Below are 20,452 nucleotides of genomic sequence, written 5' to 3'. Positions count from 1 at the left end.
ACAATTTCGTATGGTTGGAATTGGTATGTGTTTAGGAATGCATTCATGGCATCAACATAGGTTTATGCATGGCAATCAATGCGAACACAGACTAGACGACAAAGCAGATGTTAATTCGAGGAAACGGTAATTTGTCCGGAACCAAGGCCACCATTGCCATTACCACCGCCTAAAGATTTCGGTGCTTTGGGTGGTGATAAATTTAACGCCCGACGATTCTGTGCAATTTTTTCCTGCGCCGTACGTTCATCGGGTTGCGGCTGTTTTTTTACCGCTTCTTTTGAATTATCGGTCGCAGCGCTAGCTTTTTTGTCTGCGGGTTTAACAGTTTCCTCCGACGAAACTGCAGACGTTTTAGCCTCGGCAGTTACCGGCGTCTGTGGTTCATTTTGTTCCTGTGCTTGTGCATTCACAGCAAAGATAACGCATAGGAAAATTGCGGGTAAGTGAGATATTTTTATACTTTTCAATACCGACATGGACATAACCGTAGGGACTCTGTTTATTGTTCTGGTTAATTTTCAGTCTAACAAGAATTTCTGTCATTGAAAACTGCCGCTTGTAAATTGCCTACGGCATCATGTAGAAACTACTGCTAACTAAACACTTACTTCTACGCTTTCTTAAACATCGACTTAAACGCTCAATTAAACATCGACTTAAACACATGCCCGGTCACTTACCTTGTTCGCTGCTTAGATACTTGCCCAGAAATTTTCTCGATATTCGCGATTAATGATAAGTTTGCAGTGTCTGTAAAAGTGTTTGAATCGCCCTTTGCTAACCCCAAACATCCCCTTGACGTCATAGGTAAATTCAATCTGCTTAGCGCTATACCCCGAAAGTACTCGTTTAATAGCGAGCCAGTATTTTCGAATTTTTGACTGGTTGCAAAAACAATTCATTCTTTGCTCAATCTGTTGCCGACTTTTAGCATCATTACGGGTAATTGGTGTTACCTCATTAAACAATAGCGAAAGCCCCTGCAAAGCTGCATGCAATACATTCTCGACATTTGCTAACTGGAAATGTTTTTCGACCAGACGCCAGTCAATATTCTCCTGGTAGTGATGAATCAAACACAGCAGATGATAAAACTGACGTATATCTAATACTTTTTCTGCAAACCCTGAGTGGGATATTTCACTATGGGCGATGCACAAAATGATTTGCTGAGTTGCATTTAGTTGTTTAACCGTCACACCTTCCCCTAAAGGCAAAGGATCACCCTCCTCCCAAATATCGATATCGTTCAGGACCCGGCTGGCTGGAAACTTTAATGCCTGTTTATGAATTTCAACACGACACATACTGTCCGGCAGACATAAAGACGGTGCATGATGATGGTTTGCAGAATGGATGGCAAAAGGACTTTCATCCGCTTGATAACCATTGGCTTTAAGTAACTCGAATGCTTGCTGTTGTTTCTCCTCGGGCACAAGAATATCAATATCGCACATATAACGCATCGCAGGTGATGGATACGTACCATTAAATAAACTTGCACCGCCTTTTAGCAATACTTGTTCGATGCCAGCCTCGTCAAGTAAGGCACACACGTGTTTGGCTTCTTTTTTAATGTCGATATTGCGTTGCCGATAGAGGCTACTCACCTCATTCAAGTACTGTTGTAATACAAGTGGTAACTGAGGAAAAATGCGTAATTTCTTTAATCGATAACACAAAGCACTTGTCATCCAATAGCAATTGGATAACTCAATTATTGGTAAATACAACTCTTCCGTTTGTAAGGTGATCATTAAATCATGATCGATATCGGTAGGTTTTGTATTCGCAGACAGGAGTAACCCTAATTGCAGAAACGTATTGGGGGTTATTTGTATGTGCTGACTAGCGCCCATATTGCGATTGCCCTTTTTAGATTATTATTGCTATGTTGGTTTTAGCTGCAACGCTGCGCCGCAGTTATGTTCAAAGGGGGCTGTAATGTTGCTAACCATACCGCTAACTCGCGCTCTTGAAAAGTACTAACCGTGTTAGTTTTTACCGTTAGTATTCGAAGATAGGAAGTGAAATGCCGCTTCGTTCGACGAATAACTTAGTTGCCCTCGCCGGATCGTTTCAAAAAAACCAATCAAATCAATAACGTCAGTTGCACTTAGTTCTTTGCCAACCTGATACCCCCCCGCAACAACTAAGTTCAGCATGTCGATAACACTAAAGGAACTAAAATTTGCCGATAACGAATCTGGCATATTGCCTTTATTGTTCTGCTCGTTGTTTTGCTCGTGTTGTAGCGGGCGCTCATTTTGATAATTTGGGGCGATAATATCCGCCGATTGAAAATTACACCAGTGACTGGCTGAATTGACCTTGCCCGCATTGGGCAACATCGATTGTGGCCAAACATACTTTAGCTTACGCCCATCTTTGTGCTGCCACACCGGTTGCTCTGCAAGTTGAGGATAGTAGGCTTGCAGTACTGACCAGGCACCGGATTTTATCGCAAGCGGTGCGGGAAGGTTCAATACATTAAAATCGTCATCAAGCACGATCATTTCATCTGAACAAACCTGATAGCCCTTGGTTGCAAGATACGCGGTAAGTGTCGACTTACCAACACCAGATTTCCCTGGCAACAGTAACAGTTGCTGATCTTTTATTAGTGCAGCGCCATGATAACAAAATCGAAATGCGCTTAACTGAAATGTGAGAATTTGCATTCGTTCAATAATGGTCGGCATAAGTTCAGAAAACGTTATCTCGTGGGCTACAATCCGCTGTTGCGACAACATTCGGTAATGTTTCTGAAATTGCGGGTCATTGTTTTCTTCGATACCGACCGATTGAATTTGAAACTGAACCGTAACGGGAGCACGAATTAAATTATCGTCGCGAATATATCTATCAAATAGTGCAAGTAGCATTTCGCGAAAATCACTATCTTGGCACTCAATACGAAAGGCGATACTGCCAAAATCAATGGTAACAAACGACTCAGAGCAAGGAGCGATCCCTTGATTTTCGACGGACAACGTTTTTTTCTGGGTTGCGGATTTAAACGGTAATACCTCAAAATACAGCCCATCGCGATAGTGTATTGTTTGCATAGAAGATTGAGAGCTGGCTACGCTCGTAATATCAGCGGTTGAGCGAGATAAAGAACCTGTAAATGTTGGCTGATTAGCCGATTTAGATTGTGGTGATCGAGGTAACGAGTTGGAGCTGGCTAAATGGTATAGATCCCAGACTTCATCCATAGCAGGCTCTATTTCTGGCAGTGCAAGTCCGCTCGCACGAGAGACCTGATTTAAGCACTCTGAACGACCAACGCCGGAATCAAGCCCAAGGATCAATGCAATGCTTAATGGTGGCAATCGAAACAGAGAATGCCTCTGCTGGCAAAATATCAGGCCTTGCTCCCCTTCGATAAACAATCTCAAATATTTATGTTGTAAAGGAATTGACTGCATTTTGCCTCTTTATCAACAACTACCGGCAAAACTCACTTGGGAATGAGAATTAGTTAAAACCTGATGACGCAGAATTAACACAATGTTTATTGCCCTGATGCTCTTTACAGGACTTCGGTGCCGCTGATGTTTTAGGTGTCATCAACGCCGTTACCGCGATTGGCGTAACCGCAGCAAGCTTACCATATTTCTTCATAAACTGACGACGAGCCTGCTCGGGAGTCAGTTCATCATTCTTGGAATTTTCTTGTGCTTGATTGTTCTTATTCATCACTGCATTCTCGTTATAAGTTTAACTCATTGAAACTTATGGGGGTTAACCACATGCATCACCATGATAAAAAGGTTCCTCGACAAAAGCAAGAATAATGCTTTAACCATTAGCACTTGTGCTCCTCTTTTCCGGCTTTTACTGCTCCTTAGCGCTTTATCGACACCATAAAAAAGGGAGCCTTAGCTCCCGAATTTATTACCAGATTTTCACTTGTTTTTCCGGTGCGATATACATCTTGTCACCTTCTTTTATGCCGTATGCTTCAATAAACTCAGGCATATTCGAGAGGGAGCCAAGGGCACGGAAATGACCGGGAGAGTGTGGGTCAGTCGCGACACGCTGACGCATACCTTTCTCGGTACGTTTACCACGCCAGATTTGCGCAAACCCCATAAAGAATCGCTCATCACCGGTTAAACCATCAATGACTGGCGCTTCTGCACCATTAAGTGAATTCTTATAAGCACGATAGGCAATGGTTAAGCCCGATAAATCACCAATATTTTCACCTAAGGTAAGCTCACCGTTAACATTGAGGTCATCAAACACTTGATAGCCATTGTATTGTTCAACCAATTGGCTGGCACGCTTTTTAAATTCCGCCTGATCGGTTTCCGTCCACCAGTTGCGTAGATTGCCTTCCGCATCATAACGACTGCCTTGGTCATCAAAGCCATGGCCCATTTCATGACCAATAACAGCACCGATGCCGCCATAGTTAACCGCATCATCCGCTTCCATATTGAAAAACGGAGGCTGTAGGATTGCAGCCGGGAATACAATTTCATTAACCGTTGGGTTGTAATAAGCATTCACGGTTTGTGGCGTCATATGCCATTCCCATTTGCGAATCGGACCGTCAAGTTTCTCCAGTTGTTTTTGGTAGCCAACCTGATCAGCACTTTGTAAATTCGCAATCAAGGTATCCGAGTCAATTTCAATAGCAGAATAATCTTCCCACTTATCTGGATAACCGATTTTCGGCGTAAATGCGGCCAATTTAACCTGGGCTGCCTTTTTGGTATCTTGCGACATCCATTCCAGCGAATCGATACTCTCACCGTACGCAGTCCGAAGGTTTTCAACTAACTGGGTCATTCGCTCTTTTGCTTCAGGTTTAAAATGTTGTTTAACATAAACCTGTGAAATGATTTCACCCAAATTGCCATTCACTAAACTTACACCGCGCTTCCAGCGTGGTTTTTGTTCTTGTTGGCCATTGATGTTCTTGCCATAAAAGTCGAAGTTTTGCTGGTCAAGATCCGCGCTTAGATACGACGCATAGCCATTAATCACCTGCCAGTTCAGATATGTTTTCCAATCTTCAATCGACACATTAGCAACCAGTTCACCAAAACCTTTAACAAAATCAGGCTGGTTTATAATGATATCTTCTTGGCCATTCGCGCCAAGAGCGCTTAACCAGGTATTCCAGTTGAACTTGTCGGTCACCGTGTTCAAATCAGCCACGGCAAACTTATTATAGCGAGCTTCACTATCGCGGGTTTGTACGCGAGTCCAGTGCAGTTCGGCAAGCTTGGTTTCAAGCTCCATGATGGATTGCGCCGATTGCTTGCCATTTTCCTGGCCGGCCAAAGCGAACATTTTTTCAATGTGTACTAAATAATCGTTACGCATATCAACAAAGCGTTGTTCTTTATTGAAGTAGTAGTCGCGATCCGGTAACCCTAAACCTGAATGCCACACATGTCCGGCATAACGTGAAGACTGTTTCGCATCAATGCTGACATAGAAATACAGTGGCGAGTCCAATCCAATGATTTGTGATTTCGCGAAGTAGCTCGCCAAGTCGTCGGTGTTTTCAATGGCTGCGATTTCTGCGAATAAAGGCTCTACCGGTTTGGTGCCCAGTGCATTTAACTTATCTTCATCCATATAAGATTTGAATAGATCCGCAACTTTTTGCTCATCACTACCCGTTGCCAGAGTATCTGCAGCCGCGAGTTCTTCGATGATGGCTTTTACATCTTCGTCAGCTTTATCACGTAAGTCATAAAACGAACCGATCGCGGTTTTGTCAGCGGGCATCGGATGCGCAGCTAACCAACCGCCGTTCACGTACAGATAAAAGTCATCTTGTGGACGTACGGATTTGTCCATATTTGCTTGTTCAATGCCGGAGGCCAACATTGTTTTTTGTGATGTTACTTCAGCTTTAGCCGCTTTCGTGTCCGTGCTAACAGGTTCACTGTTGCAGGCACTTAACATGAGAATCGACGAGCATATCGCACCCGTTACAATTGTTTTCATTTTTAATGTTCCAATTCATTGCATGGATTTAGTCAAGATTGATACTACTTTGAACTATTTTTCAAATCTACTCATTCACAAATTTTGTTACAAAACAGGCGGCGCAATTGGTTGTTGATTTACACGTATGTTCTGGTGTTGGGAGAAATCGAGTGAACCGCAGCGATAGATTACGGAGCAAGGCCGACGCGCTAGCTCGAGTAGCTAGGCAAATAACAGAAGATGTGGGGAAAACACGGTTCATTAGACCAACCGTAACCTAAGGTTTCGGCTGGTCTAATGAACAATGAACTTGAGGTAGCTGTTTATTCTTGGCCGATATAGCCGTTGTCGTAAAGATAATTCACAATCTGAGTTGCACAGGCCAGTATGTCTTGCTCAGCGGTTTTCACATGAATTTCTGGCGCGCTGGGCACATCATAATCTGAATCAATCCCGGTAAAATCTTTAATTTCTCCAGCGCGGGCTTTTTTGTATAGTCCTTTTGGATCACGCTGCTCACATACGTCAATGGGCGTATCGATAAAAACCTCAATAAACTCACCTCGCTCCAGCAAATTTCTGGCCATATCGCGGTCAGATTGAAATGGGGAAATAAATGCGGTGGATACTATCAACCCGGAATCGACAAACAATTTGGCAACCTGGCTGATCCTGCGAATATTTTCTATTCGATCTTCATCACTAAACCCGAGGTCACCATTCAAACCATGGCGAACGTTATCCCCGTCTAAAAGATAAGTATGACAATGGCGTGCAAACAGTAAGTCATCTACGGCATTGGCAACGGTAGACTTTCCAGAGCCGCTAAGCCCGGTGTACCAAAGCAGACAGGGACGTTGTTTTTTTAACTTAGCCCGATCAGGTTTTGTGACCAATTGAGGGTGCCAAACCGTATTTTCTGTTTTCATAGTAAATCCTTTTATGCACTGTTGCCCTGCCATTCAATCGACAAGCGCGACATTCGCATATTGATAATTTTGTTTTATTCTAACTTAGTGATTTATCATCGCACTAACACTGCGCAACGCCTGTTATTTCGTTCCAGCTTAAAACGGAAACACCTGTGGGATCATAAACAACACCACGGCAATATAGGTTAATGACACTGGAATACCTGCTTTTACAAAATCTTTCAAATGATAGTTTCCAGCATTAAACACCATGACGTTTGTCTGATAGCCATAAGGACTGATAAAACTGCCACTGGCACCAAATGCTACCGCCATAATAAATGGCACTGGATTAACGCCCAGACCCACTGCGATGTTATACGCAATCGGAAATATCAGTGCGGCGGCAGCGTTATTGGTGATCAACTCTGTCATTAACAAGGTGATAATAAATACGGCAGCAAAGGCAAAGATCGCACTCTGGCCGGATAAAAAGTTGTGTACATGGAGTGCGATTACCTGTGACAGTCCCGTCGATTCCAATGCGGTTGCCAGCGTTAACGCACTGACCACAATTAGCCAGATTTCCAAAGGAAATCGGCGTTTAATTTCGTTAATGCTCAGGCATCGAGTCGCAAACAAAGCTGCCATAAAGAAGATTAAACACTTTAATAAAGCGACTTCAAAGATCACTGACGTTGAAATCGCCCCTAAAAACCCAAATAAGGTAAATTTGTCGCGCCATCCCGTTAGCATGTTATCCGGCTTAACCCCGGTGATTATGTAAAAGTTCTTACTTAAATTAGTCCGGGTGATAAAATCTTTACCTACCGCCAAGACCAGGAAATCTCCGGATTGAATAACCAATTCGCCCAATTTCCCTGATAACGTTGCACCCTCACGCCTAAATGCGACAACGGCGGCATCAAAGCGCGCTCGAAAGCCGGCCTGCTTTAACGTCATCCCGATAATTGCACTGCCCGGTTTTATTAACACCTGGGTCAGATTTTCTCGTAACAAACCATCCTGCTCAGCAAAAAGCTTAAGCCCGTCGAATTGTTGCAAAACAAAAACTTTAGAGATATCGCCGGTAAAAATCAGCTTATCACCGGGACGCAAAAATTCCTCCGGCGTAACTGGCGAAATTAAATGTCCATGGCGGATGATTTCCACCAAAAATAATGAATCGATATTACGTAAACCATTTTCTTCAATCGACTTACCGATTAATTTCGAATCTTCGGTAACTTCTGCTTCGACGAAATAGTGTTTTTCGCTTTTCGTCGAGGCTTCGGTGAATGGCAGTGTTTTAAGACGAATAAACAGCACACAAAGGCAGGCGATTAATGCCGTTAGACCGATTAAGGTAAAGTCAAAAAACTTTAACCCGGGCAACCCTTGATCTATCAACATGGAATTTACAATAAGGTTAGTTGAGGTACCTACCAGGGTTAATGTACCACCGAGTATTGCTGCATAAGATACCGGTAACAATAATTTTCCCGGATTGATAAACTTATTATTCTTTATTGGTGAAATGAGTGTAGCGACAACGGCGGTGTTATTTAAGATTGCCGAGGCAAATGCGGTTCCGATCAGCGTTCTCAGGTAAGATTTTAGTTTGTGCCTGGATATCATCCGATTGGCGAGGATCCTTAAAAAACTCGTCCGTTCCAATGCAAATGAGCAGGTGATCAATAAAATCAGAGTGATTAAACCGGGATTAACGGCATTGGTAAAAATTTGCTTGGTGCTAACAAACGATAAACTCAGACACGCTATCGTCGAAACTGCGAACACTCGTTCGGGGACGTTTTGGTATTTAATCAATCCTGCAAAGGTGGCAATAAAAACACCTACCATTAACCATTGATCGATATTTAGCATGAATGGCCTATGACTCTTATCAGAACCGGTAATTAAACTGACAACAAAAATTTACCGAAGTTCTAACTTATTGTAATAATTCGTTAAAGATAACGTATGAGTAAATGTGTGGCAAGTAGAGAAAAGCCGGTTTTAAACCGGCTTTGCTGATTTTAACGAACAAACGGATTAAATAGCTTTACAGTCCCACTCTGGGAAGCTGTTACGAATAAAGGCGTTTAAGTCTTTTTCTGCCTGAGTATATTCGCGATCAACACTGCTTGCCTCATCAGCGACGACTGTTTCACTAATCATCCCGGCACCCACGGTAATATTGGTGAGTCGGTCGATAATGACAAACGAGCCAGTGCCTTGTACTTTGGTATATTCATCAATTACAACGGGGCTATTGGTTTGCACTACGCAAGATGCAATCTCGTTCAGTTGCATTTCACTTTCATCGGTATGCGCCATGGTATTAACATCGATTCGATAGTCAATCTTGTTAATACGTCCATAGGTGTTCTTGGTACCTATTTTAAATTCGTACTCTTTGCCCGGTTGCATCGCCGCATCACTCATCCAAACGATGGTTGCACGGAACTTCTCTGACGCGGTGGAAAGCTTATTCGATTTTACTAATACATCGCCACGGGACACATCAATTTCATCATTTAAGGTAATGGTTACCGCTTGACCAACAAACGCAGATTCCAATTCACCATCGGCAGTAACAATACTCTTAACCGAAGATGATTTTCCAGATGGCATGGCTGTGACCACATCACCGACGTGAATAATACCGCCGGAAATGGAACCGCAAAAACCACGGAAATCTAAGTTCGGGCGAGTAACATATTGCACAGGGAATCGAAAATCATCCATGTTCTTATCGGTATCAACTTTCACGGTATCGAGTAACGCCATTAATGTAGCACCTGGATACCAATCCATCGAATTGGATTTGTTTACGACATTGTCGCCTTTTAATGCAGAGATCGGCACAAAGCGAACATCCGGAATATCCAGTTGCTCGGCAAACGTCTTGTATTCTTCTTTAATTTTTCGATAAGCGTCCTGGGAGTAGTCCACCAAATCCATTTTATTCACGGCTACGATAATATGTTTAATACCCAGTAACGAACAAATATAGCTGTGGCGTTTCGTCTGTGTTTGTACACCATAGCGTGCGTCTATCATGACGATTGCTAAATCACAGTTAGACGCGCCGGTGGCCATATTGCGAGTATATTGCTCGTGGCCTGGACAATCGGCAATGATAAATTTGCGTTTCTCCGTGGCGAAATAACGATAAGCCACATCAATGGTGATGCCTTGTTCACGTTCGGATTGCAAACCATCGACAAGTAACGCCAAATCAAATTCTTCGTCGGTCGTATTAAACTTCTTAGAATCGGACTTTATCGCCGCCATGTGATCTTCAAAGATTAATTTGGAGTCGTGCAGTAGTCGTCCTATCAGCGTCGATTTTCCGTCATCGACATTGCCGCAGGTTAAAAATCGCAGCATATCCTTGTTTTCATGTACCTTAAGGTAGGCTTCAATATCGGTTTCAAGTAATGTTTGTTCGTTCATTGCGTTCATCATTATTTCCGTGAATTTGTAGGCTAATGGTTTGTTCTACTTTATTCATTGTCAGTTTGTATAAGTAAAACCACGCTATCTAGCATCTGCTGCTTAGCGCTAGAAGTAGCCTTCCATTTTTTTCTTCTCCATCGAGCCTGATGAGTCGTGATCGATAACACGTCCCTGGCGTTCCGAAGTTTTCGTCAATAGCATCTCTTGAATGACTTCCGGTAAAGTTGTCGCTTCTGACTCGACCGCGCCGGTCAGTGGATAACAGCCAAGCGTACGGAAACGAACCATTTTTTCTTCAGGCACTTCACCTTCTTTGAGTGGCATCCGGTCATCATCAACCATGATCAAGGTCCCGTCTCTTTCAACAACAGGACGTTTAGCCGACAAATATAACGGCACAATATCGATATTCTCTAAATAGATGTATTGCCAAATGTCTAACTCAGTCCAATTTGACAAAGGGAATACGCGAATACTTTCACCCTTATTGACTTTACCGTTATAGGTATTCCAAAGTTCAGGGCGCTGGCTTTTTGGGTCCCAACGATGGTTTTTATCTCGGAAAGAATAAACACGCTCTTTCGCACGCGACTTCTCTTCATCACGGCGGGCACCACCAAAAGCCGCATCAAATTGATGCTTATCCAATGCCTGCTTCAAACCTTGGGTTTTCATTATGTCAGTATACTTCGCACTGCCATAGTCAAAAGGGTTCACATTGGCGGCACGGCCTTCCTCATTGGTATGAACGATAAGGTCCATGCCATATTTTTCTGCAATGCGATTACGAAATTCAATCATTTCTTTGAATTTCCATGTGGTATCAACATGCATAAGGGGAAATGGCGGTTTTGCAGGATAGAACGCTTTCATCGCAAGATGGAGCATGACTGCAGAGTCTTTGCCGATAGAATACAACATAACAGGGTTATCAAATTCAGCAGCGACTTCCCTGATAATATGGATAGATTCAGCTTCCAGCTGTTTTAGGTGTGTTAAGTTCATGAGTAACCGATATTGTTATTAAAATCAATTTTGATAGGCGTAATTATTCCATAATTTGCTCAGATAAACTACGAAAGCTTGATCGGCAAATTATTTCATTAATGTATAACTTATAGCCCATAATTGCGCGTAGAGCGAATGCTTTAATTAAGAAAATCCAGAAAATAAAAAACCAGCCCTGAGGCTGGTTTTTTCAATAAACAATATAGGAGATTTAAATCTTCACTTTCTTACGGTCGGCAGTATCTTTAATATACTGCTCCCAGCTGCGAGCAGCCTTGCGAGATTTCGGATCTTCCTGAGCCTTCTTAATTGAAGCATAAGCCTGTTTAAACTTTTCCTGGTAGAAGTAAGCTTCTGCCATGGTCATGTAAACAGCACCTTTGTTTTCAATGCCTAGGTCTATCGCTTTTTGCAATGCCTTAGTCGCAGCATCGTACTGCTCAGACTGTTGCAATAACAAACCTTGACGTCGGTAATGCTTCGCACTATTGGAAAGCTTAGCGGTATCGCCGAAGTATTTGGCAGCCGTTTTTACTTCCTGAGCCGCATGGAATGAGTTAGCCATGGTAAACATGTTCTCACTCGTGCGAGGAATCAAACCGTTATCGATGTATTTTTCCATCAGCTTGGCTGATTTAATTGGTACATCATTATTAGCATATAAATTTGCTAACATTTTGATTTCAGATTCTTTTTCCAGGAAACCTTGTTTGTAGGCTAAATCAAGCGTGTATAACGCACGATCATAGTCTTCAACCAGGGTGTAAAACATACCAAGCTGTGTCCACCAGGTTTTGTTCTCTGGGAACAACTGCAACACTTCTTCAAGTACTTTAACAGACTCTGGATACTTCTTACGCTCATAGAAAGACGTTAGTTTCAAGATGAATGGGTTTTGATTCGGCTCTTCAAATAAAGCAATCGCTTTATCTGCAGGTTCGATCATTTTATCCAATTCTTTCAACTCATAATGCGCTTGAGCAATTTTAACGTAGGCATTCGCGTCTTCTTCGCCGGTATATTTCATCCAGGCGTCGTAGTTTGCTAGTGCTTCACGATACATCTTTTGCTGAATCTGTAAGTCGGCTAGCAACTTAATGGAATCAGACTGCTCTTTGTCATTAAGAATGTCGCCTTTTGTCGCCTTTTCAAGATACTCAATGGCTTTAACACTATTTGCATCACCACCTTTGGTAGCATACATATTGGCAATAAAGCGGTCGACATAAGCACGGTCATATTCTTTTGACGTTTCAATTTCTAAAAGAATTTCCAGTGCATCATCGATGCGATCTTCAGAATAGGCTTCGAAAGCTTTTTGAACTTTCTTACCAACAGACTGACCGACAATTTTTGTCTTTTTCTTTTTCTTTGGCGCCTGCTGCTCAGCGGCGGCGACTTGCGTCGCTACCGGCAAAGTGGCTGTGGCGACAAAAGCGACCAGCATGGATGAACTAATAAGTTTTTTAAGCATTACTGTGCACCTCCGTCCTGGCTCATCTTAAAGTCAAGTTGTACTGTCATACCTGGTTGTTTAATGGGTTTACCATCAACAATTTTTGGCTTGTATTTCCACTTACGAAGGGCGCGTTTAGCTTCCTTATCGAAAATACGTTTGGGCTCTGCAGCAATAACCGTTACGTCGTCTACTCCACCAACCTCGTTGATTGTAAAGCTCAGCTGAACCCAGCCTTCTTTACCATCACGAGCCGCTTGAATTGGGTATTTTGGCTCAATTCGAACAATTGGTGTAGCTTCACCATCACGACCAAAACCAGCACCTGGACCTTCCATCCCGGCAGAAGCACCGGATAATTCAACACCAGGGACGTTAAACGACAATCCAGCGTTGTTATTACTTGTATCAGGCTCCGGAGCTTGTGGCTTCGGCGGAGTCTTCGGTGGCGGTGGCGGCGGCGGTGGTACGCGCTTGCGTTCTTGAACATTCGATTTAGGCGGTGTAGAAACGATGTCAATGATCACTTGTTCTTGATCACCAGCGTTACGTTTTGCACCACCTGAAATTAGAAATGCCATGAAAACAAACAGACCAAAGGTTACAGCCACGCCCAATAGTATTGATACTAAAAAGCGAACCATAGTTATGCACCTGTTGCTGCAGCAATAGAAATCTTATCGATTCCTGCATCCTTAATTGCATCCATAACTTTAACAACGACACCGTGGCGGGCACCTTTGTCAGCCTGAATGATTACTATATCCGTTGGTTGTTCAGCGAGTAGTTTTTCGATGTTCGCAGATACACGCTCTACATCAACTACACGTTTGTCCATCCAAATCTCTCCATTCTCACGAACTGCTATAAAGATGTTCGCGGACGGTTTCTTACTTACATTAGCCGCTTTCGGCTTCTGCACATCAATCCCTGCTTCTTTAACGAAAGAAGTAGTTACGATAAAGAAGATAAGCATAATGAATACGATGTCGAGCATCGGCGTCATATCAATTGCTGCTTCGTCTTCTTCACGAGTACGTTTACGTCCCATTAGAAAATCTCTCTAGTGATGAGGCAAGCTATCTACAAGCTTGGCCTTGGCCATTTTAACCTTGCCGTCCAATCGAGAGCTGAAAAACACTCCAGACAGGGCCGCAACCATTCCAGCCATCGTTGGGATTGTAGCCATTGAGATACCAGCAGCCATAAGGCGCGGGTTACCTGTACCTTGTACAGCCATAATCTCAAATACTGCAATCATACCAGTTACGGTACCCAACAGACCAATAAGGGGACACATAGCAACCAAAGTCTTAATGGTTAACATACGTGCATCTAATATCTCTGCCGCTTCAGAAATCCATGCATCTCTAATTCGATGTGCATACCAAGATGTTGTATCGGTACGGGCTTCCCAACGCGCGATAATATCGCGCTTCATTTTTGGGTAAACCGAAGTTAAAAACCAATACTTCTCAATCATCAAGATCCACATTAAGAAGAGTGCCAAGGCGACGAAGTATAATACAAAGCCGCCTGTCGCAATAAATTCCCTGACAGATTCCCAAAGCTCTATCAGGAATAACATTATTGCTTCTCCTTCTCGGCGATTGAAGCAACGATACCCGCGCTTTGCTCGTCAAGGATGTGGAAAATGGATTTCGCACGACCAGCTACGATGCTGTGTACAAGGATTAGAGGTAATGCAGCGATTAGACCCATAGCCGTTGTTACAAGTGCCATAGAGATATCACCAGCCATGATTTTCGGGTCACCGGTACCATATAGTGTGATTGATTGGAACGTACCAATCATACCAACAACTGTACCTAGTAGACCTAATAGAGGTGCGATAGCAGCGAAAATCTTAATGATATTGATACCACGCTCAACCTTAGGCGTTTCGCGCAATACAGCTTCATCAAGTTTCAATTCAAGAGATTCTGCATCGATGTTTTTGTTCTCTTCATAAACCGTTAACATACGACCCAATGGGTTGTTGGTGTTCGGTTGAGAAGTATTCTTAAGTTGTGATTTGATCTTCGCACCAACAGCGCCAAGGAAAACCATACGCTCAAGCGCAATTAAGAAACCCAGGATAAGAACAACAGTGATTACATAACCAACTGTACCACCTTGGTGATAACGCTCAGACCAAGTCGCCTTTTGAGTTTCAAGCTTAAGAATTTGACCTTTAGAAGGGTCAATGAAAAGAGGTGCATAACCGCTAGTGTTGTCGATGAACGGAGAAACCGTACCAACCGCATTATCCGGTTGCTTACCTAGTGGTTGAATTTGCTTTTGCACATCGTTGTAGTTTAAATAACCTTGATCAGATAACAGGTTAAATGAACCGATACGAGTAACTGTTTGGCTTGCTTTGCCGCCGTCAAGCATAGTGACTTCTGCGTCAAACGTAGAAACTTTACCTGACTCAGTCATTTCAGTTTGCAGGGCAAACCAAAGCTCTTCTAACTCAGCAAGAACTGGGATTTCTTTTGCGTTAGCTAGTTTATCAAGAACCGCTTCACGGCCTGGGTATTCAGCGCTAACGATAGAAGTCGCGATACGACCATAAGCGTTACCAGATGCACGACGAACAACACCAAACATCTCACCTAAATCACCTTTCGCAGCTTCTAGTTCAGCTTCTCTGGTGGTCAAGGTCGTTTCGTTGTCAGCGAATTGCTTCGTAAGACGAGCGTTACGATCTTTTTGCGCTTTTAAGTCAGCTTTCGCTTTGTTTAAAAGAGATTGCTTGTCAGCACGAGCAGATAGGAATTCTTGTTCACGTTGCTTATCAAGTTTTGCTTCAGATACACGATCTGATTTTACTTGCTTTAACAAGTCATCAAGAGTGTTAGCAGATGCTACAGACATGCCTGCAGTTAGTGCTAAAGTTGCAGTGATTACTGCGCTTTTAATAATAGTTTTCATTATTCACCAGCCCCCGCTGCATATACTGGTAGTTTGACAAGATCAGGAGCAGTTTGTTTACGCGCCATACGAATTGATTTAGTGATTGGGCTTAGGTACTCATCTTCCAAAGCTTTCCACTCACGAGAACTATGTTCCCAGATCCAAGCATTTTTCAGATCAAGTGATTGAGCGACTAAAACTGTACGTCCCATGTGAACGAAGTCTACGGTGATGTTCGTGCCTTCAAATTCAAGGTCACCTTGGTACGCAGAGAACATTGAACCGTAATCGGTTTCAATTTCATAAGCTTCAAGTACTAGACGGAATTGCTCAGCCACTGAGATGCCCTGACGGCTCATCACATCTTTAAGACGTTCTAAACGCTCAGTACGGTCTTTCAGGTTAACCGGAATATCAAGCTCAATGAATTGCTCCAAAGACTCAATCATCTTATACATTAAAGGAACCACACCTTTCTTGGTTTCCTGAATTGTACCGATTTGGCGAACCAGAGAATCAATACCAGCTTGCTGATCGTTAACAAGACGTTGAACATGATCGTTATACACTTTCAAGTTCTCAGTTTCGTCAACAACAGTACGATACTCGGCAAGTAATTCTTGAGTTTGCTCGTAGATGCTATTGATCTTAGTTTGAGATTTAGCTGAAGCTTTCACGATGGCAGCTTCGCCGTTTTGTAGTTCGTTCAGGCTCGCTGCGGAAGCGAAATTGCTACCTGCCAAAGCCATGGCGCCAACAATCGACGAAGCGATTAGGCTTTTCTTGCTTATTTTGGACATAGTTCCCAACCAATTGCTATTTAACTTTATCACTACCAAAAATGGTGGTGCTGAATTTAATTATTCAGTGCTCAGTTGTTTTAAAATAGAAACACAATCTTGTTAACCTCATCGCAACATATTCATGCAAACAAGTTTCCAAAATTGTTCTTTCTATTCTGCTTTTTTGAAAATACAGCTGTATATAAGACAATAGCTTGACGTTAAAGTCAAACATTTTGCTTTGCATACACTTAGCGCTTAAAAAATAACCTTTTATCGCTTTTTTTTTATTAAAATCTGCCAATAAACACACAATTATCTTATTGACCTGTTTCTTTTTTACTAAGTTGTTCGTAGTAAGTCAAATTTAAATGGAACTAAGGTTGTCCAAGCAAGCGGGTTTTCAAGGCAAATATGACCAAATAAAACACGATATTGTCATCCAATGGGGTTAACTCTAGTTTAACAAATAGCCTTTTGCTAAACACAAAGCAGGGAATTATTGACGCGACTATCACTTTGACAGTTTCCAAAGACATTTCTCTGTCTAACACATCGTGTTATGGCCGCAATGCGAAGTGTATTGTTAGATTTTGCCGACCAGATACCGCATTTCAACCACTACCAGACCCACATTTTAAATGTAAGAGATCCAAGTCAATGTCATGCTCAGCTATGCCTTTAAGTTTAGCACGTCCAATCATACCTGAGTCATTGATTCTAAGCGGATGTCTACATCGGGACTAAAGACGACTGCGGATAATATTGGTATTGGCTTTTCACCGAAGGAGTTCACTGCATTTTAACCAATCGAATGATGACCAATGTATAAGACTGCGTTATTACTCGCGCAGGTTTAATCGGGTCAGACGGATATGGGTCTGCCGGCAAAACTTGGTTACTGTCCTTTCGCCAAACGATTATCAGCAAAGTTGCGTGTTAAATTACAAAGCGGTATTTGCAAGTCAAATGATGACAAAGCGGCTGGTTGTATTAAATGAAGCGCAAAAAAAAGCGCCAGATATACTGACGCTTTAGCGGACTAAGTTCTGGGAAATCGTATTTAGAACGTCATAGTCAGACTAAATTGAAAATACTGACCCGTCACATCATACGCTTCCGATACTGTATTAATACCGGTGCCACCACTGGCAAAACCCTGCCCCGCAAATGGTGGTTTCTTATCAAACAGGTTCCTTACATTCAAGGTCAGGCTGGTGTCATCAGTTATATACCAACTCGCGAATATGTCATGATATACGACCGACGGGAACACATTGGCGTCTGCTAACGGCGCAAAGTCTGTGAAATTGAAGTTACCGCCATCAACAGAATCCTTTGATGAATCCCAGTAACGCATGCGCCATGCAAATGCCCAATCATCCAATTGATAGCCCAAATTTAGGTTCGCACGATTTTCCGGGGTAAATACTTGGCCCGTAAAGTCAATTTCCGAACCATCTTCAATGCTGGTTTGGATATATTCAATCAAATGATTCCAAACTAGGTCTGCGGTAAAATCCCCCATCCCAGTTTCTAAACGATACGAAAGTTCGAAATCGACCCCTTTGGTATCAAAGTTATTCTCATTCGACGTACCTGAATTGACTTCGACCAGCGCACCATTGGCATCACGAATTGCACCAATCTGTCCGGAAGCATCGGTACAGGTCGCATCAAACTGGCTCGATTCAACATCAAAACACCGACTCAATACTGTTGAACGACTGGTCGTCGCGATAGCGTCTTCAATCGCAATATCGTAATAATCGACCGTCATTGATAAATCATCCAAGATTTGCCAGACAAAGCCTGCACTAAAAGTGTCTGCAGTTTCTTCCTGAACCGATGTGCTGCCCCCAATCGTCCCGCCAGCACTTTGTGCCTCAATTTGCGTTAATGCAAATTCGCCCTGAGCGGCAACACGAGCTGCAATTTCGGGAATTGATAGACAGTTTGCACGAACATTCGCGTCGATACCATCGGAACCGTCGGACTGTAAGTTATTACAAGGATCTGAAACGCTGGCAAACGTCTCACCACGACCGCCATACAAATCCGCAATATTTGGCGTACGAACCGCCGTAGCCAATGATGTTCTTAACATTAAGCTTTCAAAAGGCGAAAACTCTAAGCCTAGATTCCAGGTTGTTTGCCCACCAACGATCTCATGATCAGAGTACCGTGCCGCAGCATCTACCAAAAACGCATCAAAAATCGGTAAACTTACCTCACCATAAATGTCATTGGTGTAAAAACTGCCATTGGTAGGTTCAGAACGGTTGGTACTCGATGCTCCGGTTTGCGCTAAATCGCCGGGTTGAAACACGCCTTTTTCCAGACGGTGCTCTGCCCCGAATGCTGTGCCGATGTAACCACCAGGCAACTCTAAAGGCAATTCGCCGGCGATACTGGCGCCCACGACAAATTGCTCCGCTTGGCCAAATACCTTGGCAGGAACCTGAATGTAGTCAACGGCTGCAGGTGTCACCGTCCCCTCACCAAACAGGTTTAATGGCACGCATCCTTGCAAAACAGCTAAATCATCGCGGCATTTCAATCCACCCATACCATCTTCGACGACATCAAATGCCTTGGCTGCTCTTTCAACGTTGACCTGACCGCCATTTTCCTGACGTTGATCGGTTTTCCCCCAGCTAATAAACGCATTCACAACCCAACTATCACTCACATCCCAATCGAACCCCGATGCAATACGAACCGTATCACGTTCTACATTCGTTGAGCGCGCACCAAATTCAACCATACGGCGAACTAACCCGGGTAATGGATCGTCAGCAGCATAGCCGTCCGCCAACAGTGCATCTCGAAGTCCTTGAGGAACCATAGGGTTGCTGATTAACAATCCAACCTCACCACCACGATCCGGAAGGTAAACATCTGAAATTGCATCAAAAGGCGTAGGTTCAATCGTCGAGCCGTTAGTTTTGGAAGTATTCCAGTTCACTTCGGTAAACATTTCAACGGATTCCGCTAACTCTTGTTTCAAATTCAATGCCGCGTACTTACGCTCAATCGGTGTTACCAATTGCCGGTATGACGCTCGGTTGAATCGGTCACTGCCTTCGGTACTGGCAAAATCAAATGGTGTACCATCGGTGTTGTAGCCGCCTACTCGGCCTGCCGGAGGATACGATGAAAAGATATTACCGATCATTTCATTGCCGTCGTCATCCAATACGATGGCCTGATCAAACTCGGAAAAGTCACGGTCTGAAGACTTTAATCCTTTATCGTCATCGTAACCGATAGCCATGGTGACACTACCAGTATCCCAACTATTACCTGCGGTCATATTTACCGAATACTTTTCCCGGTCACTTTCCGAGGAAATACCCGTTTGCGCGTTCAGTTCCACGCCTTCAAAATCCTTGCGGGTAATAATATTAACCACACCGGCCACTGCGTCAGAACCATAAATGGCAGATGATGCACTTTTAAGGATTTCAATACGTTCAATCATGGATGCCGGTATTGAGTTAAGATCAACCGCGTATCCCGTAGAGGGCGCAACACCGGACACAAAACGACGTCCATTAACTAAAACTAATGTCCTCGATTGTCCCAGATTACGAAGCGCCGTAGTATTCAAGCCAACCGAGCCGGTGGTAAAAGAGGTATTGGATTGATCGGAACCGGCAATGGCAACCGGAGATTGATTGAGAACATCGGCGACGTTTAATGCACCGGTTTCTAAGATGTCATCCCGACCGATAACGGTAACTGGGACTGGAGTTTCTAAATCGGTTCTTTTGATCCGAGAACCGGTAACTTCAATTCGCTCGACTTCTTCTATTTCTTCATCCTGAGCATATACAGCTGTAGAAAGTGAATTTAACGCGATTAATACTGCACTGCTTAATAACGTTAAAGAACACCCGTGACTACTAAATGAATTAGTATTCATAGTTTCTCCCTGGACCTTTTCT

16 protein-coding genes are annotated in these 20,452 nt (G+C 43.2%); all 16 read right to left on the bottom strand.

From position 1 onward, the window contains the following. Nucleotides 1-110: 110 nt before the first annotated feature. Nucleotides 111-479, bottom strand: coding sequence for a hypothetical protein (locus tag FE810_RS10490; RefSeq protein ID WP_138320011.1), 369 nt, complete (start codon nucleotides 477-479; stop codon nucleotides 111-113). Between the two features lie 216 nt (nucleotides 480-695). Beyond that, on the bottom strand, nucleotides 696-1,862 hold the full coding sequence (locus tag FE810_RS10485; RefSeq protein WP_138320010.1) for a nucleotidyltransferase family protein: 1,167 nt from the start codon (nucleotides 1,860-1,862) through the stop codon (nucleotides 696-698). A 135-nt stretch (nucleotides 1,863-1,997) separates the two neighbouring features. After that, entirely contained in the window at nucleotides 1,998-3,434 is a 1,437-nt protein-coding gene (locus tag FE810_RS10480) for a hypothetical protein (RefSeq protein WP_138320009.1), read from the bottom strand. 49 nt (nucleotides 3,435-3,483) lie between these two features. Continuing rightward, nucleotides 3,484-3,708 (bottom strand): hypothetical protein, encoded by a 225-nt coding sequence (locus FE810_RS10475; RefSeq protein WP_171022332.1) that lies wholly within the window; start codon nucleotides 3,706-3,708, stop codon nucleotides 3,484-3,486. Between the two features lie 195 nt (nucleotides 3,709-3,903). Then, nucleotides 3,904-5,979, bottom strand: a complete 2,076-nt coding sequence (locus FE810_RS10470) for a M13 family metallopeptidase (RefSeq protein WP_138320007.1) — start codon at nucleotides 5,977-5,979, stop codon at nucleotides 3,904-3,906. 305 nt (nucleotides 5,980-6,284) lie between these two features. Continuing rightward, complete coding sequence (cysC, locus tag FE810_RS10465; protein ID WP_138320006.1) at nucleotides 6,285-6,890, bottom strand: adenylyl-sulfate kinase; 606 nt, start codon at nucleotides 6,888-6,890, stop codon at nucleotides 6,285-6,287. Nucleotides 6,891-7,028: 138 nt separating this feature from the next. After that, the gene (locus tag FE810_RS10460; RefSeq protein WP_138320005.1) at nucleotides 7,029-8,759 is read right to left on the bottom strand and encodes an SLC13 family permease; all 1,731 of its coding nucleotides are present in this window, start codon (nucleotides 8,757-8,759) and stop codon (nucleotides 7,029-7,031) included. Nucleotides 8,760-8,927: 168 nt separating this feature from the next. After that, entirely contained in the window at nucleotides 8,928-10,334 is a 1,407-nt protein-coding gene (gene cysN / locus FE810_RS10455) for a sulfate adenylyltransferase subunit CysN (RefSeq protein ID WP_138320004.1), read from the bottom strand. A 108-nt stretch (nucleotides 10,335-10,442) separates the two neighbouring features. Next, a complete protein-coding gene (gene cysD / locus FE810_RS10450; RefSeq protein WP_138320003.1) occupies nucleotides 10,443-11,342 on the bottom strand; it encodes a sulfate adenylyltransferase subunit CysD in 900 nt (299 codons plus the stop codon). 214 nt (nucleotides 11,343-11,556) lie between these two features. Next, on the bottom strand, nucleotides 11,557-12,819 hold the full coding sequence (locus FE810_RS10445; RefSeq protein WP_138320002.1) for a tetratricopeptide repeat protein: 1,263 nt from the start codon (nucleotides 12,817-12,819) through the stop codon (nucleotides 11,557-11,559). Beyond that, nucleotides 12,819-13,445 carry an energy transducer TonB gene (locus FE810_RS10440; protein WP_138320001.1) on the bottom strand — a complete coding sequence of 209 codons (627 nt, stop codon included), beginning with the start codon at nucleotides 13,443-13,445 and terminating at the stop codon, nucleotides 12,819-12,821. Before FE810_RS10440 ends, FE810_RS10445 begins: the two co-directional genes overlap by 1 nt. A 2-nt stretch (nucleotides 13,446-13,447) precedes the next feature. Beyond that, complete coding sequence (locus tag FE810_RS10435) at nucleotides 13,448-13,852, bottom strand: ExbD/TolR family protein (RefSeq protein WP_138320000.1); 405 nt, start codon at nucleotides 13,850-13,852, stop codon at nucleotides 13,448-13,450. 12 nt (nucleotides 13,853-13,864) lie between these two features. Then, nucleotides 13,865-14,389: a MotA/TolQ/ExbB proton channel family protein gene (locus FE810_RS10430; RefSeq protein WP_138319999.1), complete on the bottom strand. Its 525-nt coding sequence runs from the start codon at nucleotides 14,387-14,389 to the stop codon at nucleotides 13,865-13,867. Further along, the gene (locus FE810_RS10425; protein WP_138319998.1) at nucleotides 14,389-15,738 is read right to left on the bottom strand and encodes a MotA/TolQ/ExbB proton channel family protein; all 1,350 of its coding nucleotides are present in this window, start codon (nucleotides 15,736-15,738) and stop codon (nucleotides 14,389-14,391) included. Before FE810_RS10425 ends, FE810_RS10430 begins: the two co-directional genes overlap by 1 nt. Further along, nucleotides 15,738-16,511: a DUF3450 domain-containing protein gene (locus tag FE810_RS10420; protein ID WP_171022338.1), complete on the bottom strand. Its 774-nt coding sequence runs from the start codon at nucleotides 16,509-16,511 to the stop codon at nucleotides 15,738-15,740. The genes FE810_RS10425 and FE810_RS10420 overlap by 1 nt, the downstream gene beginning before the upstream one ends. A 1,054-nt stretch (nucleotides 16,512-17,565) precedes the next feature. Further along, nucleotides 17,566-20,430, bottom strand: a complete 2,865-nt coding sequence (locus tag FE810_RS10415) for a TonB-dependent receptor plug domain-containing protein (RefSeq protein WP_138319996.1) — start codon at nucleotides 20,428-20,430, stop codon at nucleotides 17,566-17,568. Nucleotides 20,431-20,452 lie beyond the last annotated feature (22 nt).

This window comes from Thalassotalea litorea (genome assembly GCF_005843925.1).
Lineage (GTDB): Bacteria > Pseudomonadota > Gammaproteobacteria > Enterobacterales > Alteromonadaceae > Thalassotalea_A > Thalassotalea_A litorea_A.
The sequence above is the reverse complement of the archived record's forward strand: the minus strand, read 5'-3'. Positions and strand labels throughout refer to the sequence as shown.